We start from the raw sequence: 23,514 nt of genomic DNA, 5'->3' as shown, positions 1-23,514 counted from the left end.
ACCGCATCCAGAGGACGAAACGCGAGAACTCGAGTCGCCCAGACGCGACAGCTAGTCCGCGACGGCGTCCGAGATCCAGGGTGCCACCGGCAGGTCCCGGTCCAGGCATTCCGCCGACAGCCGGATCGTCCAGCGCAGCGCCTGCAGCACCAGGCTGTCCACCTCGTCCGGCGCGGCGTTGGCGAGCGCGATCTCGACCTGTTCCTGCGCGGCCTCGCTGTTGCCGTGCACCTCGGCCAGCAGCGTGCGCACGGCCGTCCGCACGGGCGGGTCCGCCTGGTCGATCGAGACCTCTTCACCGTCCTCGTCGAACACCTGCACCTTGACCGGCGCACTTCCCCCATCACCGAGCGTCGACACCATGGCGCTGCATTCGCCGAAGAGCATCATCACGAGCTCTTTGGTCTCTTCGGAGCGGGCCCGGGGCTCGACAGCGGTAGGCGTGAGCTCGTCGAGCGCCTCGGCGTCCTCCCCGAGGCTGATCGCCACGAGCGCACGCTGCGCCTTTTCGACGAGCCTCCGCTCGTACTCGCTCCTGTCCGGCTCCACGTGCCTATCAAACACCAGAGGACGGAAAAGTGGGGATAGGCCGAAACCCGGACGTGGTCACTTCGCGGCGTGCAGTGCACCCAGCGCGAGACGGCAGAGCATTTCGGTCAGTTCGCTGTCACCGAGATGGCGGTTGTACGGCGTCGAGTTGATCAACCCGAAGACCGCGTGCGCCGCCGAGCGCGCCTGCCGCTCACCGATCCCGGGGACGGCGTCGCTGATCGCGCGCACCCAGACCTCGACGTACTGACGCTGCATGGCGCGGACCTGCTTGCGGTCACTGTCGGTGAGATTGGCGAGGTTGCGCTCTTGGACGGTGATCAACGCGGGATGCGCGAGCGCGAAGTCCACGTGAAAATTCACCAGTGCTTCGAGAACCTCACCCGGCTCGTCCCGTTGGCTCGCCCTGGCCGTGCCACCGTCGAGGAGATAGCGGCTGATCGAGTTGAGCATCTCGCCGAGGATGGCGTCCTTGCTGCGGAAATGCCGGTACAGGGCCGGGCCGGAGATCCCGACGGCCGCGCCGATGTCGTCGATGCCGACGCCGTGGAAACCGTGGTGGGCGAAGAGTTCGGCGGCGGCGGCCATGATCTGTTCGCGCCTGTTCGCCTTCTCGCCGTTCACGAGTGGGGTGGGGTTCGCCGGCATCTGGCCATATTAAGGCCGGGTGTTAGCGAGCGCTAACACGTGGCCGTACTTCCAGCCTGAGCCAAGCGGGTTACCTGGGGAAATGACCCTTTTGCGTGGGCCTACCACCTGGTAATGCTGTCCCTCGTTAACTTGTCACAAAGGAGTGACCATGTCCGTCCCTGCTCGGATCAAAGCACTTTCCTTCACTCGTTTAGGTGCGGCCCTGGGGGTCGCTGTCCTCGCCACTCTCGGTCTCGCCGGCACCGCCCAGGCGGCGACCAACTACGTGGCGCTCGGTGACTCGTACTCGTCCGGCGTCGGTGCCGGCAGCTACGGGAACTCGGGCGATTGCATGCGCAGTGCCAACTCCTACCCCCAGCTGTGGGCCAACGCCCACGCCGGGACCACGTTCAAGTTCGTCGCGTGCTCGGGGGCGCGCACCGGCGACGTCCTCAACCAGATCGCGAACGTCACCTCCAGCGCCACGCTGGTGACGGTCTCGGTCGGTGGCAACGACGCCGGGTTCGCCGACGTCATGACCACTTGCACCACCGGCAGCGACCAGACCTGCATCAACCGGGTCAACACCGCGAAGACCTACGTGAACAACACGCTTCCGGGGCTGCTGAACAACGTCTACAGCAAGATCAAGTCGAAGGCGCCCAACGCGAAGCTGGTCGTCCTCGGGTACCCGCGCTTCTACACGGTGCCGGGTTCGTGCTCGGTCGGGCTGAGCGACACCAAACGCTCGGCGATCAACTCGGGTTCCGACGCGCTGGCGTCGGTGCTCTCGGCCCGCGCGTCCGCCAACGGCGCGAAGTTCGTCGACGTGCGGAGTGCCTTCACCGGGCACAACATCTGCTCGTCGGCCGACGACTACCTGCACAGCCTCACCTGGCCGATCGTGAACTCCTACCACCCGACTGCCGCCGGTCAGCGCGGCGGCTACTACAACCCGCTGGTCTCCGCGATCGGCTAGCTCCGCTCCAAGTACGTGAAGGCCCCCTTCCTTGCGCCCAGGTGCAGGAAGGGGGCCTTCATGTACTTCCGGGGTGCGGTGGACAAGCGACGTTAGTGGGCGTTAACCTGACGGCACGAGTTAACGACGGCTAACTTGGCGACGAGGAGCCATGGACACACCCGTACTGAGCACTTCCGCCGACCCCGGCAGCGACGAGTACGCCCACAGCGTCACCTCCCACGCGGAGCTGGTCGAGGACCTGCGCAAACGTCTCGCCGCCGCCCGGCTCGGCGGCCCGGAGAAGTCCCGCACCCGGCACGTCGAGCGGGGAAAGCTCCTGCCACGCGACCGGGTCGACACCCTCCTCGACCCGGGTTCACCGTTCCTGGAGCTGTCCCCGCTGGCCGCGACCGGACTGTACGACGACGAGGCGCCGTCGGCCGGGATCATCACCGGAATCGGGCGGGTCTCGGGCCGCGAATGCGTGATCGTCGCCAACGACGCGACGGTCAAGGGCGGCACCTACTACCCGATGACGGTCAAGAAGCACCTGCGCGCGCAAGAGGTCGCCCTGCACAACAACCTGCCGTGCGTCTACCTGGTGGACTCCGGCGGCGCGTTCCTGCCGAGGCAGGACGAGGTCTTCCCGGATCGTGAGCACTTCGGCCGGATCTTCTACAACCAGGCCACGATGTCCGCGCGCGGCATCCCGCAGATCGCCGCGGTGCTCGGATCCTGCACGGCGGGCGGCGCGTACGTCCCGGCGATGAGCGACGAAGCGGTCATCGTGCGCAATCAGGGCACGATCTTCCTCGGCGGCCCGCCGCTGGTGAAGGCCGCGACGGGCGAGGTCGTCACGGCCGAGGAACTCGGCGGCGGCGACGTCCACTCGCGCCAGTCCGGTGTCACCGACCATCTGGCCGAGGACGACGCCGACGCGCTCCGCATCGTTCGCTCGATCGTGTCCACTTTGGGGCCGCGCACGCCGCGCCCGTGGGACGTCCTCCCGACCGAGGCGCCCGTCGCCGATCCGAACGAGCTGTACGGCGTCGTCCCGACCGACCCGCGCGTGCCCTACGACGTCCGCGAGGTCATCGCCCGGATCGTCGACGGCAGCCGGTTCGGCGAGTTCAAGAAGGAGTACGGCTCGACGCTGGTCACCGGGTTCGCCCGGATCCACGGCCACCCCGTCGGCATCATCGCGAACAACGGCGTCCTGTTCGCCGAGTCCGCGATGAAGGGCGCGCACTTCATCGAGCTGTGCGACAAACGTTCCATCCCGCTGCTGTTCCTGCAGAACATCACCGGCTTCATGGTCGGCCGGGCCTACGAGGCCGGCGGTATCGCCAAGCACGGCGCGAAGATGGTCACGGCGGTGGCCTGCGCCCGCGTGCCGAAGCTGACCGTCGTCATCGGCGGCTCCTTCGGCGCGGGCAACTACTCGATGTGCGGCCGCGCGTACTCGCCGCGGTTCCTGTGGATGTGGCCGAACGCGCGGATCTCGGTGATGGGCGGCGAGCAGGCGGCGTCGGTGCTCTCGACCGTCCGGCGTGACGCCATCGAGTCCCGCGGCGGCGAGTGGTCCGCGGAGGACGAAGAGACCTTCAAGGAGCCGATCCGCGATCAGTACGAGGCGCAGGGCAGCCCGTACTACTCGACGGCGCGGCTTTGGGACGACGGCGTGATCGACCCGGCGGACACCCGCACGGTGCTCGGCCTCGCGCTGTCCGCGGCGGCCAACGCGCCACTTTCCGATGTCAACTACGGCGTCTTCAGGATGTGAGCATGTTCGACACGGTTCTGGTCGCCAACCGCGGTGAGATCGCCGTCCGGGTGATCCGTTCGCTGCAGGGGCTCGGCATCCGCTCGGTCGCGGTGTACAGCGACGCGGACGCCGACGCCCGGCACGTCCGCGAGGCGCATACGGCTGTCCGCATCGGCCCCGCCGAGGCGGCGAAAAGCTACCTGTCCATTCCCGCGATCGTCCAGGCGGCGCTCGACACGGGCGCGCAAGCGGTCCACCCCGGTTACGGCTTCCTTGCGGAGAACGCGGAATTCGCCCGCGCCTGCGCGGAAGCGGGACTGGTCTTCATCGGCCCGCCGGTCGAGGCGATCGACGCCATGGGCGACAAGATCCGCGCCAAGGCGACGGTCTCGTCGGCCGGTGTCCCGGTCGTGCCGGGCGCGTCCGATGTGGACATTCCCGAAGGCGGTTTCGCCGCCGCCGCGGAGAAGGTCGGGTTCCCTCTGCTGCTCAAGCCGTCCGCCGGTGGTGGCGGCAAGGGGATGCGGCTGGTCAGCGAACTGTCCGAATTGGACGCCGCCGTGGAGTCCGCGCGCCGTGAGGCCAAGGGTTCCTTCGGTGACGACACGCTGCTCATGGAGCGGTTCGTCACGACGCCGCGGCATATCGAGATCCAGGTCCTCGCCGACACCCACGGCAACGTGATCCACCTCGGTGAGCGCGAATGCAGCCTGCAGCGGCGGCACCAGAAGATCATCGAAGAGGCGCCTTCGGTCCTGCTGGACGAAGCCACGCGCGCCAAGATGGGCGCGTCCGCCGTCGAGGCCGCGCGTTCGGTCGGTTACGTCGGCGCGGGAACGGTCGAGTTCATCGTGTCGGCCAAGGCACCGGACGAGTTCTTCTTCATGGAGATGAACACGCGCCTGCAGGTCGAGCATCCGGTGACCGAACTGGTGACCGGGCTCGATCTCGTCGAGTGGCAGGTGAAGATCGCCGCGGGCGACGTGCTCACCGTTTCGCAGGAGGACGTCCGGCTGGACGGCCACGCCGTCGAAGCCCGTGTCTACGCCGAGGACCCCGCTCGCGGATTCATCCCGACGGGCGGGACCGTGCTCGCGGTCCACGAACCGTCCGGCGAGGGGGTGCGCGTCGACTCGTGGATGAGCGAGGGCGCGGTGATCGGCTCGAACTACGACCCGATGCTGGCCAAGGTCATCGCCTGGGGGCCGGATCGCGCGGCCGCGTTGCACCGGCTGGATCTGGCGCTCGCGGACACCGCGTTGCTCGGTCTCGGCACGAACATCGCCTTCCTGCGTGGGCTGCTCGCCGACGAGGACGTCCGCGACGGCAAGCTCGACACCGGCCTCGTCGACCGGCAGCTGTCCACTTTGGTCTCCGAAGAGGTGCCGCCGGAGTTCTTCGTGGCCGCCGCGCTCGACAGGCTGCTTTCCCTGCAGCCGCAGGGATCCGTCGTCGACCCGTGGGACGTTCCCGACGGTTGGCGGCTCGGCGCGTCCGGCGGGATCGACTTCGCCTTGAAGTCGGGAAGTTCCGAGGCCATGGTGCGGGTCCAGGGCACTCCGGCGAACGCGCTCGTAAGTGTCGACGGCGCCGAAGCCGTGCGGGTTTCCGCGCGGCGCGAGGGCGATCTGCTGGAAGTCCGGCATCCCACCGGTTTCCACCGCTACCGGCACGCGGCCGGCAGCGGGAAGACCGTGTGGCTCGCGCGTGACGGGCACGGCTTCGCGATCGGCGAGCGCGAGAGGCTGCGTTCGGCGGCCGGTGCCGCGGGCGGGGCCGGTCCGGTGACCAGCCCGATGCCCGGGACCGTGCTCGTGGTCAAGGTCGCCGCGGGCGACGTCGTGAGTGCCGGGACGCCGCTCGTGGTCGTCGAGGCGATGAAGATGGAGCACACGATCACCGCGCCGATCGACGGCGTGGTCAGCGAACTCCCCGTCCGGGCGGGCCAACAGGTCGCGCTGGACGAGACGGTAGCCGTTGTGACACCCCAAAAGGATGACTCATGATCGACTTTCGGCTGGATGACGAGTACGAGGCGCTGCGCAAGACGGTCGAGGAATTCGCGCGCTCCGAGGTCGCCCCGGTCATCGGCGACCTGTACGAACGGGAGGAGTTCCCGTACGAGATCGTCGCGAAGATGGCCGACATGGGCCTGTTCGGCCTGCCCTTCCCCGAGGAATACGGCGGCATGGGCGGCGACTACTTCGCGCTGTGCCTGACGCTGGAGGAGCTCGCGCGCGTCGACTCGTCGGTCGCGATCACCGTCGAGGCCGGGGTTTCCCTGGGCGCCATGCCGATCTACCGGTTCGGCACCGAGGAACAGAAGGAGAAGTGGCTTCCCGAGTTGTGCGCCGGCACCGCGCTCGGCGCCTTCGGGCTCACCGAGCCCGGCGGCGGTTCGGACGCGGGCGCCACCCGCACGCGCGCGAAACTCGACGGCGACACCTGGGTGATCAACGGCAGCAAGTCGTTCATCACCAACTCCGGCACCGACATCACGAAACTGGTCACGGTCACCGCCGTCACCGACGTGAAGGAGAACGGGCGCAAGGAGATCTCGGCGATCATCGTGCCGTCCGGCACACCGGGCTTCGCCGTCGCGCCGAAGTACTCCAAGGTCGGCTGGAACTGCTCGGACACGCACGAGCTCTCGTTCGACGACGTCCGCGTCCCGGCCGAGAACCTGGTCGGCGAACGCGGCCGCGGTTACGCTCAGTTCCTGTCCATTTTGGACGAAGGCCGGGTCGCGATCGCCGCGCTGAGCGTCGGTCTCGCGCAGGGCTGTGTCGACGAATGCCTGAAGTACGTGAAGGAACGCGAGGCGTTCGGGCACAAGATCGGCGAGTACCAGGCGATCCAGTTCAAGATCGCCGACATGGAGGTGCGCACGCACACCGCGCGGCTGGCGTACTACGCGGCGGCGTCGAAGATGCTGCGCGGCGAGCCGTTCAAGAAGGAGGCGTCGATCGCGAAGCTCGTCGCGTCGAACGCCGCCATGGACAACTCGCGCGACGCGACGCAGATCTTCGGCGGGTACGGCTTCATGAACGAGTTCCCGGTGAGCCGCTTCTACCGCGACGCGAAGATCCTGGAGATCGGCGAGGGCACCTCGGAGGTGCAGCGGATGCTGATCTCGCGGCACCTCGGCGTCGCCTGAGCCTCTGCAGGTACATGAAGGCCCCCATCCTTGCGCCTAGGTACAGGATGGGGGCCTTCATGTACCCGGGGCTCATCGACAGAAGGCCCGCGCATTCTCACGATGTTGTAGAACGGATGCATGAGCGATTTCATCATCCGCCAGGGTGGTTCTGGGGACTTCCAAACCTTGCTGGACATGTTCGACGAGGTCGTCGCGTGGCTCGCCGGACGCGGCAGTGAAGGCCAGTGGGGGAGCGAGCCGTGGTCCACGATCCCGAAGCGGGTCGAGCGGGTCCGCGGGATGGCCGACGGGCCGGGGCTGTACATCGCCGAGATCGGCGGCGAAGCGGCCGGCGCGATCATCCTCGGTGACCGGTTTCCGCACGTCTCACCGGTCGACGAGCCCGAGATCTACCTCGGTCTGCTGCTGACCTCGCGCCGGTTCACCGGGCACCGGGTCGGCTCGCGGCTCATCGAGTTCGCGCTGGCCGAGGCGCGGGAGCGAGGTATCGGGCTGGTGCGGGTCGACTGCTGGGCCGGCGGCGACGGCGACCTGCAGCGTTACTACGAGGGCCAGGGCTTCAAGCCGACCGAGCGTTTCGACGTCAAGGGCTGGATCGGGCAGGTCTTCGAGCAGCGACCATAGGCCGTGTCCTGGACTGGCGTCCGCGCGGCTCCGGGTGCACCATAGTTGACACATCGCCAACAGTGCCCCGGACAGCGAAGTCCCCAGTAGTGATGTCGCAGAGGAGCCCCCATGGCCAAGCGTGAACGTTCCCTGGCAGGCAAGGTCGTCGTGATCACCGGAGCGGCGCAGGGCATCGGCGCCAGTACCGCGACGGCGCTGTCCCGGCTCGGCGCGAAGGTGGTCATCGGCGACCTGGACCAGGTCCTCGCCGAGAAGACCGCGGCCGAGCTGGGCGCGGAGGCGCTGCCGCTCGACGTCACCGACACGAAGGGCTTCACCGAGTTCCTCGACGAGGTCGAGCGGCGCGTCGGCCCGATCGACGTGCTGATCAACAACGCGGGCATCATGCCGCTCGCGCCGCTCGACGAAGAGGAGGACGCGGCGACCCGCAGGCTCCTCGAGATCAACCTGCACGCGGTCATCCACGGCACCAGGGAGGCCGTGCGGCGGATGCGCCCGCGTGGCACCGGCCATATCGTCAACATCGCCTCGATGGCGGGAAAGGCCGGTTTCCCCGGCGCGGCCACTTACTGCGCCACCAAGCACGCCGTCGTCGGATTGTCGGAATCGGTGCATCTGGAATTGCACGGGACAGGGGTGCTGGTGTCCTGCGTGATGCCCGCCGTGGTGCGCACGGAACTGGCCAGCGGGCTCGGGGAGGCGAAATTCTTCAAGTCGGTGCAGCCCGAAGATGTGGCGCAGGCCATTGTCGATGCGTTGCGCCGTCCCAGGTTCGACGTCTTCGTTCCCGCATCGCTGGACGCCATGGGCAGGATCACACGCCTGCTCCCGCGACGGCTCGGAGAAGGGCTGCTCCGCGCGCTCGGGGGAGACAAGATTCTTTCCTCCGCAACGCATTCCAGTGCTCGCGCGGAGTACGAATCGCGTGCCGCGCGCAGTGCCCCGGCGGCGGAAAAGGACGCCGATTCTTAACTCGGACGGCCTAGCGACTGTCCGAAATGGACGGCCTGTGACGACGGCGGTGTTGAGCCGTGCGCCCGCAAGCGGCAAGATTACGTCTTACCGCGTTGATTCCCCAGGAGGCACACCATGGCCACACCCCCGGCACGGCTCGCCGCCGCCGCGTCGAACGTCGTCGGGAAGGTGCTGCACGGTGGTGTCGCCGATCTCCGCCCGGTTCCGCGCGTCCTGATCGACCAGGGCCCCAACCGATCGGTCTACCGGCTCCGCACCAACGGGAAACCGGCGGACGGGCCACCGGTGCTGCTGGTGCCGCCGCTGGCCGCGCCCGCGCTGTGCTTCGACCTGCGCCGCGGGTGCAGCCTCGCCGAGCACCTGGTCGACGGCGGCCGCAACACCTACCTGGTCGACTACGGGAACGTCGCCTTCTCGGACCGGCGCCTCGGTATCGAGCACTGGATCGAAGAGGTGCTCCCGCGCGCGATCCGCAAGGTCAGCGAGGACTCCGGCGGCCAGGGCGTGCACGTCGTCGCCTGGTGCCTCGGCGGGATCTTCTCCCTGCTCACCACCGCCGACCAGCCCGAGCTGCCGATCGAGTCGATCGCGACCATCGCGTCGCCGTTCGACTTCACCGCGATCCCGCTGATCGCCCCGTTCCGCCCGCTGGTGGACCTCACCGGCGGCCATCTGCTGACTCCGATCTACCGCGTGCTCGGCGGCGCACCGTCCTATTTGGTCAGCCGCGTCTTCCGTGCGACCGGGATCAGCAAGGAGATCACCAAACCCCTCGCGATCCTGAAGAATCTCGATGACCGGGACTACCTGGCGCAGATCGAGGCCGTCGACCACTTCATGGACAACATGATCGCCTACCCGGGGCGGACGTTCGGCCAGATCTACCACCGGTTCTTCCGCGCCAACGACCTCGCCGAGGGCACGGTCGACCTCAACGGGCGCATCATCGCGCTGTCCGGGGTCAAGGTGCCGACCCTGATCATCGCCGGGCAGAACGACACGATCGCCCCGCGCGCGGCCGTCGAACGGCTCACCGGCCTGCTGGACAACTCGCCGTCGGTGACCTTCGAGACCGCGCCCGGCGGGCATCTGGGCGTCCTCACCGGCCGGAAGGCACGCGGGACCACGTGGCGTTACCTCGACCGCTTCCTCGATGAACAGACCGCCTGAGCCTCAGCCGGCGAGTTCGTCGTCCGTGTCCGGTTCACGCTGGGGAGTCATCGCGCTGCGCAAGGACTGGCGTGGCGCGATGAGGTCGACCATTTCGGTGATCTGACGCCAGGCGTCGGTGATTTCGGCGGTCGCGCGGTCGCGTTGGAGGACGATCGTCGACAACGTCAGCGCCGTCAGCGCGACGGTGGCGTCGAAGGCCTGGACGTGCAGCATCCGGGTGGCGAGCTCGTAGGAGCCATAGGGGCCGATCCCGTGCACGGCGGCGAAGACCGTGGAAGAACAGGCGCACAGGGAGCACAGCAAGGCCCCGGCCTGCCGGAAGCGCAAAGCCGCCCAGACCAGCACCGGGAAGACCAGGAACAGCTTGGACGCGGTGGCGGTCGCGAGGATCGCCGTACCGAGGCCGCAGAACGCGAGCGCCACCGCCTCACCCCACCGGGCGAGTGGAACCTCGGCCGGCAAGCGGAACCTCGGCGCCAGGAGCAGCAGAGGCGTGATCGTCAGGACGCCCATCGCGTCGCCGGTCCACCACACGAGCGCCGTGGCCCAGAAATCCCCCGGGCTCAGCGCGCCGTCGAGAACCAGCACGCCGGTGCCCAGCACGGCGCTGACGGCCGTGCCCCCGGCCGCCCCGACCGCCACCAGGAGGACGGCGTCGGGGAGCCGGTCGAGCTGGTTGCGGAAGCCCAGCCGTCGCAACACCGCGTAGGCCAGCAGCGGGCCGATCGTGTTCCCCGAGGAGATCACCAGGACCGTGACGAGCGAAGGCCCGAGAGCGATGTTCGTCAGGAGCGCGCCGAGGAAGATCCCCGGCCAGAACCGCGGCCCCAGCAGCATCGGCACCGCCAGCGCGACCCCGGCCGCCGGCCACAGCGGTGAGATCTGATCCCGCACGATCGCCCACTGGATGCCGATCTGGCCCGCCGCGAAGTAGCAGACCGTGACGCAGAGGACGATGAGGCACCAGTGTGCGGCGGGGGAGAGCTGTCGAGCGGCGAGTCTCATCGCGACTCCGGCCTTCGCGGGCTGGGAAGGCTAAGAGGGTACCTCTGATCGGGCGCCGCGGCGGTTCACTTGATGGTGTTGTCGTTCTGTTGGGAATAAACAAAAAAGGGGCCCGTGCAGCTGCACGGGCCCCTTCACGGCACTACTTGAGCTCGGCGCTCGTCTTGCCCAGGATCCGGCGCGCCACGATCAGCTGCTGGATCTGTTGCGTGCCCTCGAAGATGTCCAGGATCTTCGCGTCCCGGCTCCACTTCTCCAGCAGCGATTCCTCGGTGTAGCCCAAGGTTCCGGCCAGCTCGACGCATTTCAGCGTGATCTCGACGACCGAGCGGCCCGCCTTCGCCTTGGCCATCGAGGCCTGCAGCGAGTTCGGCTTGCGGTTGTCGGCCATCCACGCCGATTCCATGGTCAACAGGTACGCCGATTCGTAGTCGGCTTCCAGCTGCAGGAACGTGGCGGCCGCCGCGTGCTGGCTGTGGACGGGCTTGTCGTAGTCGATGGTCACCCCGGCGTCGGTGAGGATCTTCCGGGTCTCTTCCAGCGCCGCGCGGGCGACGCCGATGGCCATCGCGGCGACCAGCGGACGGGTGTTGTCGAAGGTCTGCATGACCCCGGCGAAACCCTTGGCGGTGTCGATCTCCGGCGTGCCGAGGAGGTTCTCCTTGGGCACGCGGACGTTCTCGAAGCGCAGCACGGCGGTGTCGGAGGCGCGGATGCCGAGTTTGTGCTCGACGCGCACCACCTCGAAGCCGGGCGTGCCCTTCTCGACGACGAACGACTTGATCGCCGCGCGGCCCTTCGTCTTGTCCAGCGTGGCCCAGACGACGACGGCGTCGGCGCGCTCGCCCGCGGTCACGAAGATCTTCTCGCCGTTGATCACGTACTCGTCGCCGTCCAGGCGCGCGGTGGCGGTGATCGCGGCCGAGTCCGAGCCGCAGTCCGGTTCGGTGATCGCCATCGCGGCCCACAGCCCGGAGAACTTCTTGAGCTGTTCGTCGGTGGCGACCGAGCCGATGGCGGCGTTGCCGAGACCCTGGCGCGGCATGGACAACAGCAGTCCGACGTCGCCCCAGCACATCTCGATGGTGCCGAGCACGATGTTCAGGTTGGACCCGTTGCGGTTGCCCGGTTTCTCGTTCTTCTCGGACCGGCGGACACCCGCCGCGCCCGCGCCGCCCTCACCGGAGGAGTTCAGCCCGTCCAGCAGCGCGGCGAACATGTCCAGTTCGGCCGGATAGGTGTGCTCGGCGCGGTCGTACTTGCGCGAGATCGGCCGGAACACCTCGGCCGCGGCCTGGTACGCCTGGTTGATCAGCGTGCCGGCCTTCTTCGGAACCTCAAGGTTGATCATGATTGCCTTTCGAAAGTCCTAGAGAAGGACGGCGCCTTCCATGACGCCGATCGCGCGGAGGTCGCGGTACCAGCGTTCGACCGGGTGCTCCTTGACGAACCCGTGTCCGCCGAGCAGCTGCACCCCGGCGCTGCCGATCTGCATTCCCTTGTCGGTGGCCAGTTTCCGGGCCAGCGCGACCTCGCGGGCGTACGGCTTGCCCTGTTCCGCGCGGGCGGCGGCGCGCAGCGCGACCAGCCGCAGTCCTTCCAGCTCGATGGCGATGTCGGCCACCGAGAACGCGACGGCCTGCCGGTGGCTCACCGGTTCGCCGAACGCCTTGCGCTCGTTGACGTAAGGCACCACGTAGTCGAGGACGGCCTTCGCGGTACCGGCGGCCAGCGCGGCCCAGCCGAGCCGCGAGAGCCGGACGACCTCGGTGAAGACCTCGGCCTTGCCGCCGCCGAGCAGCGCCCCGGCGGGCAGGGCGACCTTCTCCAGGTGCAGCTTCCCGGTCGCCGCGCCGCGCAGGCCCATCGCCGGTTCGGTCTCGATGGTGACGCCCGCGTTCGACGACTCCACCAGGAACAGCGCCGGACCGCGTCCTTCGAGGTCGGCCGACACGATGAACAGTTCGGCGTCCGCGGCACGCGGGACCAGCGACTTCACGCCGTCGAGCTGGTAGCCCTTCGGCGTGCGGCGGGCCTTGGTGGCCGGCTTGAACGGGTCGAACAGCGCCGTGCGCTCCTGGAGCGCGAGCGCCGCGGCCGGGACGTTCTCGCCGACGAACGCGGGCAGATAGTCCGCCTGCTGCTGCTCGTCGCCGTAGGCCACCAGCGCGGTGCTGACCGCGGACGGCGCGAGCACCGCGACGGCCAGGCCGAGGTCACCGTGCGCGAGCGCCTCGGCGACCAGCGCGTTCGTGACCACCGACCGTTCGGTGCCGACTCCGCCCAGCTCCTCGGGGATACCGACGAGCGTGATGCCGAGTTCGGCGGCGCGGCTCAACAGGCCTTCGGGGGCCTGGAGCTTGGCGTCGGCGTCGGCCGCGGCGGGCCGCAGCTGTTCGGCCGCGAACTCCGTCACGGTCTCGACGATGAGCTGCTGGTCCTCACTCGGGGTGAGGTCGAACAGTCCCGTGTCCTCGGCCGGCGCGAGCCGCGCGGGCTTGCCGAGCTTCTGGGCGGATTTGAACGTCCGTCCCGCCGCGCCCGCGACCCGGAAGCCGTTGCGCGTCCCGGCACTGACCAGGTTCTGCACGGGCTTCCGCAGTCCGGCCCGTTCGATGACCTTGCTCCCGGCCAGCCGGGTGAGCGCGGACAGGCCAAGGCCCATCGCGTCTCGTTTCCTAGGCGCACCCACGGTGAGTCTCCCTGCCTCGCTTACCTACTCGTGAGTAGGTTAACTCCCTTGAGGCGGATACGCCACCACGGGGGAGGCGAACGTCACGCTGGTGAGTGATTTGAGCCGTCGTGCAGGACCGGATTACTCACGATCTTGCGCCTCTCGACCAGAACCAGTCCCACCGCCGCCAAGGCCACGACGCCGACCAGCACGATCGCCGGCACCAGCTCCAGCAACGGCGTCGCCGCCAGGAGCGCAACCGCGAGCACCAGCCGCCGCACGTTCCACGACCCCAGGTTCCGCCGCCGCAGCCCGCTCAACGCGATCAGGTACAGCGCGAGCCCGCCGGTCAGCGCCCAGATCGGCGTCCCGTGCAGGCCGTCGGAGAGGCTGTGGTGCTCAGTGTCGGACACGTACAGCAGCGACTTCTTCAGGCCCAGCGCCACGAGCACGATCCCGGCGATGAGCGGGAGATGCAGGAACGTGTAGGTGTCCGTGCCGATCTGCACCCGTTCGACGCCCTCCGCGCGCTTCAGGTTGTGCTCGGAAACGTGCGCGACGACGGCGAAGTACATCCACCACATCGCCGACGCGAGCGTGAGCCCGAAGACGGCGGCCAGGGTGATCGGCCAGGACATCGGGTACGAGCTGATCCCGATGCCGATCGCCACGATCGACTCGCCGAGCGCGATGATCACGATCAGCCCGAACCGCTCCGCGAAATGACCGGGCTGGTGCAGCCGCCAGTCCGAGGACCGCGTCCGGAAGACGTTGACGTAGTCGGCCAGCATCGCGACCGCCCAGATGCCGAGCTGGACCCAGCCGGAGAAGAAGGCCGCGGCGGTCAGCAGCGCGACGCTCGGCAGCAGGCCGACGAACATCTTCAGGACGACCTTGCGCAGTTCCGGATCCGTCCGGGCGGCGCCGAAGTACGCGGTCAGATGCAGCAGCCGCACGATGAAATAGCAGCCGACGAACATCAGCGGCGCGTACAGGCCGCCGGGCAGGTCGGTGAACGCCTCCGGGATCGTCAGTGAGACCAGGAACATCGTCCCCATCGCGGCGAACATCGCCAGCTGGGCGATGCCCCGGTCGACGTGCAGGGTGTTGGCCAGCCAGGCGTAGGCGCACCAGCACCACCACAGCACGGCGATCATGGCCACCCCCTGCCCGATGCCGAGCGGGGTGAGGTGATCGGCCATCAGCTGGGTGGTCTGGGTGATGGCGTAGACGAAGACGAGATCGAAGAAGAGCTCCAGTGTGGTGACCTTGTGGTCTTCTTCCCGGGTCACCAGATGCAGGCCGCGTTTCGTGGGCACGCGCCCATCGTGCCCGTCACCCCTTTGCGGGACACGCGAGTTTGCTAAGAGCTGACCTTCAGTACCGCGTGCATCAGTGTCGTCAGCTCGGCCTCGATGTTCGGCCTGCCGTTGACCCGCCGGGTGCGCGCGAGATCGTTCGCGATGGTCAGCGCCGCGTGCACGGTGATCTTCACTTCGCGCAGGCTCAGTTCCGGACGGACTTCCGAGGCCAGCGCGATCCAGCGCGCGACGTAGTCCCGCTGGACCCGGATCAGGTCGGCCTTGTCGCGCTCCGGCAATTCCATGGGGCTGCCGGAAAAGGAGACGAGCAGCTCGGGAGTGTGGAGCAGTGTGTGCACATAGGACGCCGCCAGCCTGCGCAGCGCGTCGCGTTCGTCGTCGGTGCGCAACGCGCGTTCCGCGGCGAGCGCCAGCCTGTCCGCCGCGCGATGCCCGATCGCCACCATCAGCGCGGCCTTGCTGGGGAAGTGCCGGTACACGCTGGGCCCGGCGATCCCGGCCGCCGCGCCGATCTCCTCCATGCTCACCGCGCGAAAGCCGCGCTTCCCGAACAGCTCGGTCGCGGCGGCGAGGATCTGCTCGCGGCGGGACGGCTCGCCGAGCGCGATCGACGGCGTCTCCTCGGCGGGGGCCAGAGGTTCGGGCAGTGTGACATGCAGCACCGACTCCGCGAGCTGCACGAGGATCTGCGCGAAGCGTTTCTTCGCCACGGACGTGTGATGGACGGACACGCTGCCGAAGACGCTCAGCCCCGCCCAGCACAGCAGCTCGGCGTCGTCGGGGGTCAGTTCGGGGCGCAGCGCGAGCAGCGCCTTGGACCACGCGTCGAGGACCGCGCCGGACCGGCGGCGGATCTCGCGGCGGCCCTCCCTGGGCAGATGCCTGCCCTCCCAGCGCCAGAGCGCGGCGACCTCGCGCCGCTCCACGGCTTGCGCGGCGAGGGTGCCCAACAGGGCCTTGACCTGGGCGGGAACCGGCATGTCGACGTCGGCGAGCGTCTCCGTGGTCGCCCTCTCCATGTCGTCGATGCCGGACAGCACGACGTAGGACAGCACCGCCTGCTTGTCCGCGAAATGCCGGTACAGCGCGGGCCCGGTGATCCCGGCCGCGGCGGCGATGTCGTTGATGCCGACGCCGTGGAACCCGCGGGCGCGGAACAGCTCCGCGGCGAGGCCGGCCAGCTGGGCCTTGCGGTCGCGCGGTCGCGGGGAACGCTCGGTCGGGTGATCCATAGGTGAACACACGATAGCGCCGGTTGCGTGCATCGCAACCCATTGACACCATGGGGTTATCGCGGTTTATGTTAATGACCATTAGCATGGCTACTGGCCGGTACGATCCGGCTGTGTTCAGCTCTGAGACAGCGCCGTACTGCGGAGGAGTTTTTCTGTGAGTAGCGAGGCCTACATCTACGAGGCGATCCGTACGCCTCGCGGCAAGAACAAGGGCGGTGCCCTCCACGGCACCAAGCCGGTCGATCTCGTGGTCGGCCTCATCGAGGAACTGAAGGTCCGGCACCCGAACCTCGACCCCGCCGTGATCGACGACATCGTCCTCGGCGTGGTGTCCCCGGTCGGCGAACAGGGCGCCGTGATCGCGCGCACCGCGGCCTTGAACGCGGGACTGCCGCAGTCGGTCGCGGGCGTACAGCTGAACCGCTTCTGCGCGTCCGGCCTCGAAGCCACCAACACCGCCGCGCAGAAGGTGCGCTCCGGCTGGGACCAGCTGATCATCGCCGGCGGTGTCGAGTCGATGTCGCGCGTGCCGATGGGCTCCGACGGCGGCGCGCTGTTCATGGACCCCGCCACCGCGTACGACAACTACATCGTCCCGCAGGGCACCGGCGCCGACCTGATCGCGACCATCGAGGGCTTCTCGCGCGAGGACGTCGACGCGTGGGCCGTGCGTTCGCAGGAGAAGGCCGAAGCGGCCTGGTCCGGCGGCTACTTCGCGAAGTCCGTCGTCCCGGTGAAGGACATCAACGGCGTCACGATCCTCGACCACGACGAGCACCGTCGCCCCGGCAGCACCGTCGAGGGCCTCGGCAAGCTCAAGCCCGCCTTCGCCGGTATCGGTGAGCTGGGTGGCTTCGACGCCGTCGCGCTGCAGAAGTACCACTCGGTCGAGCGCATCGACCACGTCCACACCGGTGGCAACTCGTCCGGCATCGTCGACGGCGCCGCCGTCGTCCTGGTCGGCAACGAGCAGATCGGCAAGGACTTCGGCCTGACCCCGCGCGCCCGCATCGTGGCCACCGCGACCGTCGGCTCCGAGCCCACGATCATGCTCACCGGCCCGACCCCGGCCACCGAGAAGGTCCTCAAGATCGCCGGCCTCACCCCGGACGACATCGACCTGTGGGAGCTGAACGAGGCCTTCGCCTCGGTCGTCCTCAAGTGGATCAAGGACCTGCACCTCGACGAGGAGAAGGTCAACGTCAACGGTGGCGCCATCGCGATGGGGCACCCGCTGGGCGCCACCGGCGCGATGCTGGTCGGCACCGTCGTCGACGAGCTGGAGCGTCGTCAGGCGCGCCGCGCCCTGGTCACCCTCTGCATCGGCGGCGGCATGGGCGTCGCGACCATCATCGAGCGGGTCTGAGGAAGAGACAATGACTGAAGCGAAGACCATCCGCTGGGAGCAGGACGCCGACGGCATCGTCGTGCTCACCCTGGACGACCCGAAGCAGTCCGCCAACACGATGAACGCCGACTTCCGCGAGTCGCTCGGCGTGGTCGTGGACCGCCTCGAGGCGGAGAAGGACAGCATCACCGGTGTCGTCCTCACCTCGGCCAAGAAGACCTTCTTCGCCGGTGGCGACCTCAACGACCTGATCAAGGCCAAGCCGGAGAACGCGGCCGAGATCACCGAGAGCAGCGCCCTGATGAAGGGCCAGATGCGTCGGCTCGAGCAGCTGGGCAAGCCGGTCGTGGCCGCCATCAACGGCGCCGCGCTCGGCGGCGGCCTCGAAATCGCGCTCGCGACGCACCACCGCATCGCGGCCGACGTCAAGGGCAGCCAGATCGGTCTCCCCGAGGTCACCCTCGGCCTGCTCCCCGGCGGCGGTGGCGTGGTCCGCACCGTGCGCCTGCTGGGCATCCAGAGCGCGCTGCTGAACGTGCTGCTGCAGGGCCAGCGGCACCGCCCGGCCAAGGCCAAGGAACTCGGCCTCGTGCACGAGCTCGTCGGCACCGTCGAGGAACTGGTCCCGGCCGCGAAGGCGTGGATCAAGGCCAACCCCGAGGGCGGCGTGCAGCCGTGGGACGTCAAGGGCTACAAGATCCCGGGCGGCACCCCGTCGAACCCGAGCTTCGCGGCGAACCTTCCCGCGTTCCCGGCGAACCTGCGCAAGCAGATCAAGGGCGCGAACATGCCCGCCCCGCGGGCGATCCTGGCCGCGGCCATCGAGGGTTCGACGGTCGACTTCGACACCGCGATCACCGTCGAGACCCGCTACTTCATCAGCCTCGCCACCGGCCAGGTCTCGAAGAACATGACGAAGGCGTTCTTCTTCGACCTGCAGAGCATCAACTCCGGCGGCTCGCGGCCCGACGGTTTCGAGAAGTACACCGCCAAGAAGGTCGGCGTCGTCGGCGCGGGCATGATGGGCGCCGCGATCGCGTACGTCTCGGCGAAGGCCGGCATCGACGTCGTGCTCAAGGACGTCACCCTCGAAGGCGCCGAAAAGGGCAAGGGCTACGCGGTCAAGCTGGAGGAAAAGGCACTCTCCCGCGGCAAGACCACGCAGGAGAAGTCCGACGCGCTGCTCGCCAAGATCAAGCCGACCGACAAGGCGGAGGACTTCGCCGGCGTCGACTTCGTCATCGAGGCCGTCTTCGAGAGCGTCGAGCTGAAGCACAAGGTGTTCCAGGAGATCGAGGGCATCGTCAACCCCGACGCCGTGCTCGGCTCCAACACCTCCACGCTGCCGATCACCTCGCTGGCCGAGGGCGTGCAGCGGACCGAGGACTTCATCGGGATCCACTTCTTCTCGCCGGTGGACAAGATGCCGCTGGTCGAGATCATCTGCGGTGAGAAGACCTCGCCCGCCACGCTGGCGAAGGTCTTCGACTACACGCTGCAGATCAAGAAGACCCCGATCGTCGTCAACGACAGCCGCGGCTTCTTCACCTCGCGCGTCATCGGCACGTTCATCAACGAGGCCGTCGCCGCGCTGGGCGAGGGTGTCGAGCCCGCGTCGATCGAGCAGGCCGGTTCGCAGGCCGGATACCCGGCCCCGCCGCTGCAGCTGATGGACGAGCTGACCCTGACGCTGCCGCGCAAGATCCGCAAGGAGACCCGCGAAGCGATCGAGGCCGCCGGTGGCACCTGGACGCCGCACGCGTCCGAGGCCGTCATCGACAAGATGCTCGACGAGCACGACCGCAAGGGCCGCTCCACCGGCTCGGGCTTCTACGACTACGACGAGGCGGGTAAGCGGACCGGTCTGTGGCCGGGCCTGCGCGACGCGTTCAAGTCGGGCAGCGCCGAGGTCCCGTTCGAGGACCTCAAGGAGCGCATGCTGTTCGCCGAGGCGCTCGAAACCGTGAAGTGCTTCGACGAGGGCGTGCTCACCACCGTCGCCGACGCCAACATCGGCTCGATCTTCGGGATCGGTTTCCCGGCGTGGACCGGTGGCGTCATCCAGTACATCAACCAGTACGAGGGTGGCCTGCAGGGCTTCGTCGACCGCGCTCGTCAGCTGGCTGAGCGCTACGGCGACCACTTCACCCCGCCCGCTTCGCTGGTCGAGAAGGCCGCGAAGGGCGAGATCTACGAGTAAGCCGCTTCCCGGCCAGGAATGACACGAAGGGGCCGTTCAGGACAGACATCGTCCTGAACGGCCCCTTCTGTGCGGCAAAGGGGTGGCGCGTCCGCAGCCTGTTGCCTTGCCGTATTTCTCCGGCTATCGTGACCGAATCGGTGGGGGGCCGGCCGACCTGGGGGTTGGGGTAATGATTTCTTTGGCTTGAAGTCTGTCTTCTCGATCTCCTTGTCCGCCTGTTCTGCCACTGATGCGCGTCAAATTCACTGGAACTGGGGAAGGTGGTATTTGTCATGCTCGAATTAGTGCAAAAACTCGGCGATCGGCTGCTGGGCAAAATGATGCCCGAAGTGCCGGCGGCGGCGCATGAATACTGTGGGTGCTGGCCGGACGAGGCCGGTCGCCGGTGGCAGTTCTACAAGGACTGCGTGAGCTGCCTTTGTTACCAGGTCAGCACCCGCTGCTGACAGGTGCGCCGAAGACGGCGGCTCCCGCCGCCGTCTTCCCTTTCCTGGTCTGGGGGAACGCGTGTACTTGTCGACCGCTTGCGCTGCCTTGCTGACTCTGGTTTTCGGTATCTCCGTCGCCGGTAAATACGGCGGCGAAGGATTTCGTTCTTTTGTGGCGTCCGCGGGGCCACTGCGGATGGTTCCGCGCACGTGGCGCGCCATTGTCGCGAGAATGGTCGTCGCCGTCGAATTCGTCATCGCGGCGGCGCTGATCACCGGTTCGGCGGGCCGGTGGTGGAGTGTCCTCTTCCCGGCTTTCGTGGGAGCGGCATCGCTTCTCGCGGCGTTCACCGCGGCGATCATGCTGTCGTTGTCGCGCGGAGAACGCGCGCCGTGTCACTGCTTCGGAAAGAGCGCGGCCCCACTCGGTGTACCCCAGGTGGTCCGCAACCTCCTGGTGCTGGGCATCGCGCTGAGCGGCTCGGTGGCTTCCCTCGTCGAATCACCGCAAGGAAACCTGCCGGGAACGGCTGTCGCGATTTGCGCCGGTCTCGTCGGAGGCCTGGTCGCCGTGCGTTTCGACGACATCGTGGAACTCTTCCGGGGCGTCCCGGAACTCGTCAAGGAGTAGGTATGGGGATCCTGATCGCCGTTCTCGTCCTGGTCGGCGTTCTGCTCGTGCTCGATCTGGTGTTGACGTTCGGGGTGATCAAGAGGCTGCGCACGCACTCCGAGCTGATCGGGAGAGCACTCGAGAACCGCGTTCCCGCCGGGCCGGTCATGGTGGCCGAAGGGAACTTGGTCGCGGACTTCACCGCGCGGACCGTGGACGGTGCCGAAGTTTCGCGGTCCGGCTTCACCGGACAGACGCTCGTGGGGTTCTTCGCCGTCGAGTGCGACACGTGCATTGACAAGCTTCCTGACTTCGTCGAGCACGCGAAAGACCATCCACGGGACCACGTTCTCGCCGTGGTCCAGGGAGACACCGCCGGCGCGGCCGAGTTCACCGCGCGGCTGGCACCGGTGGCCCGTGTCGTCGTCGAGCCGGTCGGAGGCGTGGTCAGCAAGGCCTTCGAGGTGCGCGGAACGCCCGTGGTGGCCATGCTCGGCCCCGGTGGACGGGTCGTGGCCGCCGGTTTCCAGCCGGAAGTGCTGCCGCGCCTGGCGGTCAGGTGAGCGCTCCGGGCCCGCGGTCGGCCGTCGTCGCGCTGGGCGTCGCCTGGACCGCCGCGCCGCTGATCCTGCTGGGCAGTCTCGCGGTCAGCGTGGCGACGGGTGTCCTCCCGGTGGTCGTCGCGTGGCTGACCAAGCTGGTTCTCGACCGGGTGGTCGCCGCCGAGGTCCGGCTGGACGAGCTGACCTTGCTCGCCGTCGGCCTCGCGGTCGCGGGAGTGTCGGTCGCCTTGCTCGGCGAAGCCGGGCGGTACCTGTCCGGCGAGCTCGCCCGGCAGGTCACCCTGCTCACCAAGGACCGGCTGTATCGCGCGACCGGGCGGCTGGCCGGACTGGCCCGCCTCGAACAGCCCGCCTACCGTGATCGGTTGCACCTGGCCCAGCAGCACAGTTACTCGGGGCCCGGCGTGATCCTGGATTCGGTCGTCGGCGGTGTCCAGGCCGTGCTGACCACCGTCGGATTCCTGGCGTCGCTGGCCGCGGTCAGCCTCCCGGTCACCGCGGTCGTGATGATCGCCGCGGTCCCGACGCTCGTCGCGGAACTGAAACTGAGCAGGCGGCGCGCGCAGGTGCTGACCGGTCTCAGCCCCACCGAGCGGCGTGAATTCTTCTACATGCAGTTGATGACCGGCCTGGACGCGGCCAAGGAGATCCGGTTGCTCGGGCTGGGCAGGCTGTTCCGGGGCCGGATGCTGACCGAACTCGGCAAGGCCAACGCGCGACGTCGTCGTGCCGACCTTCGTGAACTGGGAGTACAGGGGCTGCTGGGCGCGCTCAGCGCCGTCGTCGCCGGTGCCGGGTTGATCTGGGCGGTGCTGGCGGCCGGCCGAGGGCAGCTGACGGTCGGCGACATCGCGGTCTTCACCGCGGCCGTCGCGGGAGTGCAGGGGTCCCTCGCCAGCCTGATCGGCCGGATCGGCGCGGCGCACAACGCCCTGCTGTTGTTCGAGCACTACCGCGGCGTGACGACGGAAGGTCCCGATCTTCCCGCTCCAGCGAAACCGAGAACGCTTTCGCCGCTACGGCAAGGGATCGAGTTCCGCGACGTCTGGTTCCGCTACGGTCCGGGGCATCCCTGGGTGCTGCGCGGAGTGAACCTGTTCATCCCCTGTGGACAGTCGATGGCGCTGGTCGGGCACAACGGGGCCGGGAAGAGCACGATGGTGAAGCTGCTGTGCCGGTTCTACGACCCGACCCGCGGAGCCGTCCTGTGGGACGGTGCCGACCTGCGCGACCTGCCGGTCGAGGAAGTGAGACGCAGACTCGGCGCGGTGTTCCAGGACTTCATGACCTATGAGATGAGCGCGGCGGAGAACATCGCACTGGGCGACGTCGACGGCGCGAACGAACTGCGGCCCGTCGAAGAGCGGCTCACGGCCGCGGCCGAGCGGGCGGGAATCCACGACACGCTCGTGAACCTGCCTCGCGGTTACCAGACCCTGCTTTCGCGGAGCTTCGTCAGCGAAGAGGACAAGGACGATCCGGAGACCGGTGTCCTGCTCTCGGGCGGGCAATGGCAGCGGGTCGCGCTCGCGCGGGCGTTCCTGCGGGACCAGCGGGATCTGCTCATCCTGGACGAGCCCACGTCGGGGCTCGACGCCGAAGCCGAACACGAAATCCACGCCTCGCTCGCCGAGCACCGGGCAGGCCGCACGAGTGTGCTCATCTCCCATCGGCTCGGATCCGTACGGGCGGCCGACCGGATCGCCGTGCTCGTCGACGGGCGGGTGGCGGAACTGGGCACCCACGACGAACTGGTGGCACTGAGCGGCACCTACTCGCGGCTTTTCCGGCTGCAGGCCGACGGATACGTCCAGGAGGTTTCATGAAGACCATGGTCTGGCTGGCTTCGGTGGCTTCTGTGGCTTCCGGACTGGTGGTGCTGCGCTGGGCGAGGCGCCGGTGGGCGGTGATCGCCGTGACGGGGTCCAGCATGACGCCGACGTTCCACGAAGGGGACCGGCTACTGGCGCGGCAACGGCCCAAAGCCATCGCGGTGGGGGACGTCGTCGTGCTCGAGATTCCCGGCTCGGGCTCGCTGCCGAGGCGACGGACCGTCAAACGAGTGGTCGCGGTCGGCGGGGATACGGTCCCCGAGGAAGCATCGGGCACCGTCGCGGCCGGTGCGATCGTCCCGCCGCGGCACCTGGTGGTGCTGGGCGACAACCGGACGCTCAGCGCGGACTCGCGGCACCACGGGTACTTCCCCGCGGACAGGGTCTTCGGCCGGGCTCTTCGTCGTCTCGGCTGAAGCAGGGATCCACGAGTGACCCCGTGCTATGAACG

21 protein-coding genes are annotated in these 23,514 nt (G+C 68.3%); 14 read left to right on the top strand and 7 right to left on the bottom strand.

The window, feature by feature from the left end; translation table 11 throughout:
• Positions 1 to 51 precede the first annotated feature (51 nt).
• Positions 52 to 549: a hypothetical protein gene (locus IE302_RS15660; RefSeq protein ID WP_005150645.1), complete on the bottom strand. Its 498-nt coding sequence runs from the start codon at positions 547 to 549 to the stop codon at positions 52 to 54.
• Between the two features lie 57 nt (positions 550 to 606).
• Positions 607 to 1,197: an SACE_7040 family transcriptional regulator gene (locus tag IE302_RS15655; RefSeq protein ID WP_039915253.1), complete on the bottom strand. Its 591-nt coding sequence runs from the start codon at positions 1,195 to 1,197 to the stop codon at positions 607 to 609.
• 151 nt (positions 1,198 to 1,348) lie between these two features.
• Here IE302_RS15655 and IE302_RS15650 point away from each other — a divergent pair, with 151 nt between their 5' ends.
• From IE302_RS15650 to IE302_RS15620, 7 genes are all read left to right on the top strand, one after another.
• Positions 1,349 to 2,158, top strand: a complete 810-nt coding sequence (locus IE302_RS15650; protein ID WP_191255240.1) for an SGNH/GDSL hydrolase family protein — start codon at positions 1,349 to 1,351, stop codon at positions 2,156 to 2,158.
• A gap of 151 nt (positions 2,159 to 2,309) precedes the next feature.
• Positions 2,310 to 3,923 (top strand): carboxyl transferase domain-containing protein, encoded by a 1,614-nt coding sequence (locus IE302_RS15645; RefSeq protein WP_191255239.1) that lies wholly within the window; start codon positions 2,310 to 2,312, stop codon positions 3,921 to 3,923.
• 2 nt (positions 3,924 to 3,925) lie between these two features.
• Positions 3,926 to 5,911 (top strand): ATP-binding protein, encoded by a 1,986-nt coding sequence (locus tag IE302_RS15640; protein WP_191255238.1) that lies wholly within the window; start codon positions 3,926 to 3,928, stop codon positions 5,909 to 5,911.
• The gene (locus tag IE302_RS15635; RefSeq protein WP_005150634.1) at positions 5,908 to 7,062 is read left to right on the top strand and encodes an acyl-CoA dehydrogenase family protein; all 1,155 of its coding nucleotides are present in this window, start codon (positions 5,908 to 5,910) and stop codon (positions 7,060 to 7,062) included. The genes IE302_RS15640 and IE302_RS15635 overlap by 4 nt, the downstream gene beginning before the upstream one ends.
• Positions 7,063 to 7,182: 120 nt before the next feature.
• Complete coding sequence (locus tag IE302_RS15630) at positions 7,183 to 7,689, top strand: GNAT family N-acetyltransferase (RefSeq protein ID WP_191255237.1); 507 nt, start codon at positions 7,183 to 7,185, stop codon at positions 7,687 to 7,689.
• Between the two features lie 111 nt (positions 7,690 to 7,800).
• Positions 7,801 to 8,664, top strand: coding sequence for an SDR family oxidoreductase (locus tag IE302_RS15625; protein WP_191255236.1), 864 nt, complete (start codon positions 7,801 to 7,803; stop codon positions 8,662 to 8,664).
• A 117-nt stretch (positions 8,665 to 8,781) separates the two neighbouring features.
• Positions 8,782 to 9,837, top strand: a complete 1,056-nt coding sequence (locus tag IE302_RS15620) for an alpha/beta fold hydrolase (RefSeq protein ID WP_191255235.1) — start codon at positions 8,782 to 8,784, stop codon at positions 9,835 to 9,837.
• Positions 9,838 to 9,840: 3 nt separating this feature from the next.
• On the opposite strand, the gene IE302_RS15615 is transcribed toward IE302_RS15620, so the two are convergent.
• The 5 genes from IE302_RS15615 to IE302_RS15595 all read right to left on the bottom strand — a co-directional run bounded on the left by IE302_RS15615 (position 9,841) and on the right by IE302_RS15595 (position 16,073).
• Positions 9,841 to 10,845 (bottom strand): MASE1 domain-containing protein, encoded by a 1,005-nt coding sequence (locus IE302_RS15615; RefSeq protein WP_191255234.1) that lies wholly within the window; start codon positions 10,843 to 10,845, stop codon positions 9,841 to 9,843.
• A 142-nt stretch (positions 10,846 to 10,987) separates the two neighbouring features.
• A complete protein-coding gene (locus IE302_RS15610; RefSeq protein ID WP_016337016.1) occupies positions 10,988 to 12,196 on the bottom strand; it encodes an acyl-CoA dehydrogenase family protein in 1,209 nt (402 codons plus the stop codon).
• 18 nt (positions 12,197 to 12,214) lie between these two features.
• Complete coding sequence (locus IE302_RS15605; RefSeq protein WP_191255233.1) at positions 12,215 to 13,510, bottom strand: acyl-CoA dehydrogenase family protein; 1,296 nt, start codon at positions 13,508 to 13,510, stop codon at positions 12,215 to 12,217.
• 110 nt (positions 13,511 to 13,620) lie between these two features.
• A complete protein-coding gene (locus IE302_RS15600) occupies positions 13,621 to 14,838 on the bottom strand; it encodes a low temperature requirement protein A (protein ID WP_191255232.1) in 1,218 nt (405 codons plus the stop codon).
• A gap of 44 nt (positions 14,839 to 14,882) precedes the next feature.
• On the bottom strand, positions 14,883 to 16,073 hold the full coding sequence (locus IE302_RS15595) for a TetR/AcrR family transcriptional regulator (RefSeq protein ID WP_191255231.1): 1,191 nt from the start codon (positions 16,071 to 16,073) through the stop codon (positions 14,883 to 14,885).
• A 157-nt stretch (positions 16,074 to 16,230) separates the two neighbouring features.
• On the opposite strand from IE302_RS15595, the gene IE302_RS15590 reads away from it, so the two are divergent.
• The 7 genes from IE302_RS15590 to IE302_RS15560 all read left to right on the top strand — a co-directional run bounded on the left by IE302_RS15590 (position 16,231) and on the right by IE302_RS15560 (position 23,479).
• Positions 16,231 to 17,442 (top strand): acetyl-CoA C-acetyltransferase, encoded by a 1,212-nt coding sequence (locus IE302_RS15590; protein WP_191255230.1) that lies wholly within the window; start codon positions 16,231 to 16,233, stop codon positions 17,440 to 17,442.
• Between the two features lie 10 nt (positions 17,443 to 17,452).
• Positions 17,453 to 19,624, top strand: coding sequence for a 3-hydroxyacyl-CoA dehydrogenase NAD-binding domain-containing protein (locus IE302_RS15585; RefSeq protein ID WP_191255229.1), 2,172 nt, complete (start codon positions 17,453 to 17,455; stop codon positions 19,622 to 19,624).
• Positions 19,625 to 19,899: 275 nt separating this feature from the next.
• Positions 19,900 to 20,073: a hypothetical protein gene (locus tag IE302_RS15580; protein WP_191255228.1), complete on the top strand. Its 174-nt coding sequence runs from the start codon at positions 19,900 to 19,902 to the stop codon at positions 20,071 to 20,073.
• A gap of 61 nt (positions 20,074 to 20,134) precedes the next feature.
• Positions 20,135 to 20,686, top strand: a complete 552-nt coding sequence (locus IE302_RS15575; protein ID WP_373307990.1) for a MauE/DoxX family redox-associated membrane protein — start codon at positions 20,135 to 20,137, stop codon at positions 20,684 to 20,686.
• A gap of 2 nt (positions 20,687 to 20,688) precedes the next feature.
• A complete protein-coding gene (locus IE302_RS15570) occupies positions 20,689 to 21,231 on the top strand; it encodes a TlpA family protein disulfide reductase (protein ID WP_191255226.1) in 543 nt (180 codons plus the stop codon).
• The gene (locus IE302_RS15565) at positions 21,228 to 23,057 is read left to right on the top strand and encodes an ABC transporter ATP-binding protein (protein WP_191255225.1); all 1,830 of its coding nucleotides are present in this window, start codon (positions 21,228 to 21,230) and stop codon (positions 23,055 to 23,057) included. The genes IE302_RS15570 and IE302_RS15565 overlap by 4 nt, the downstream gene beginning before the upstream one ends.
• On the top strand, positions 23,054 to 23,479 hold the full coding sequence (locus IE302_RS15560) for a S26 family signal peptidase (RefSeq protein ID WP_191255224.1): 426 nt from the start codon (positions 23,054 to 23,056) through the stop codon (positions 23,477 to 23,479). Before IE302_RS15565 ends, IE302_RS15560 begins: the two co-directional genes overlap by 4 nt.
• Positions 23,480 to 23,514: the final 35 nt, after the last annotated feature.

Source organism: Amycolatopsis oliviviridis (genome assembly GCF_014654365.1).
GTDB lineage: Bacteria > Actinomycetota > Actinomycetes > Mycobacteriales > Pseudonocardiaceae > Amycolatopsis > Amycolatopsis oliviviridis.
This window is presented reverse-complemented; position numbering and strand designations above follow the sequence as displayed.

What these genes read in the sequence shown, in the direction of transcription:
- IE302_RS15655 (WP_039915253.1), bottom strand. Translation starts at nt 1,197, where the DNA reads ATGCCGGCGAACCCCACCCCACTCGTGAACGGCGAGAAGGCGAACAGG.
- IE302_RS15650 (WP_191255240.1), top strand. Translation starts at nt 1,349, where the DNA reads ATGTCCGTCCCTGCTCGGATCAAAGCACTTTCCTTCACTCGTTTAGGT.
- IE302_RS15645 (WP_191255239.1), top strand. Translation starts at nt 2,310, where the DNA reads ATGGACACACCCGTACTGAGCACTTCCGCCGACCCCGGCAGCGACGAG.
- IE302_RS15640 (WP_191255238.1), top strand. Translation starts at nt 3,926, where the DNA reads ATGTTCGACACGGTTCTGGTCGCCAACCGCGGTGAGATCGCCGTCCGG.
- IE302_RS15635 (WP_005150634.1), top strand. Translation starts at nt 5,908, where the DNA reads ATGATCGACTTTCGGCTGGATGACGAGTACGAGGCGCTGCGCAAGACG.
- IE302_RS15630 (WP_191255237.1), top strand. Translation starts at nt 7,183, where the DNA reads ATGAGCGATTTCATCATCCGCCAGGGTGGTTCTGGGGACTTCCAAACC.
- IE302_RS15625 (WP_191255236.1), top strand. Translation starts at nt 7,801, where the DNA reads ATGGCCAAGCGTGAACGTTCCCTGGCAGGCAAGGTCGTCGTGATCACC.
- IE302_RS15620 (WP_191255235.1), top strand. Translation starts at nt 8,782, where the DNA reads ATGGCCACACCCCCGGCACGGCTCGCCGCCGCCGCGTCGAACGTCGTC.
- IE302_RS15615 (WP_191255234.1), bottom strand. Translation starts at nt 10,845, where the DNA reads ATGAGACTCGCCGCTCGACAGCTCTCCCCCGCCGCACACTGGTGCCTC.
- IE302_RS15610 (WP_016337016.1), bottom strand. Translation starts at nt 12,196, where the DNA reads ATGATCAACCTTGAGGTTCCGAAGAAGGCCGGCACGCTGATCAACCAG.
- IE302_RS15605 (WP_191255233.1), bottom strand. Translation starts at nt 13,510, where the DNA reads ATGGGCCTTGGCCTGTCCGCGCTCACCCGGCTGGCCGGGAGCAAGGTC.
- IE302_RS15595 (WP_191255231.1), bottom strand. Translation starts at nt 16,073, where the DNA reads ATGGATCACCCGACCGAGCGTTCCCCGCGACCGCGCGACCGCAAGGCC.
- IE302_RS15585 (WP_191255229.1), top strand. Translation starts at nt 17,453, where the DNA reads ATGACTGAAGCGAAGACCATCCGCTGGGAGCAGGACGCCGACGGCATC.
- IE302_RS15580 (WP_191255228.1), top strand. Translation starts at nt 19,900, where the DNA reads ATGCTCGAATTAGTGCAAAAACTCGGCGATCGGCTGCTGGGCAAAATG.
- IE302_RS15570 (WP_191255226.1), top strand. Translation starts at nt 20,689, where the DNA reads ATGGGGATCCTGATCGCCGTTCTCGTCCTGGTCGGCGTTCTGCTCGTG.
- IE302_RS15560 (WP_191255224.1), top strand. Translation starts at nt 23,054, where the DNA reads ATGAAGACCATGGTCTGGCTGGCTTCGGTGGCTTCTGTGGCTTCCGGA.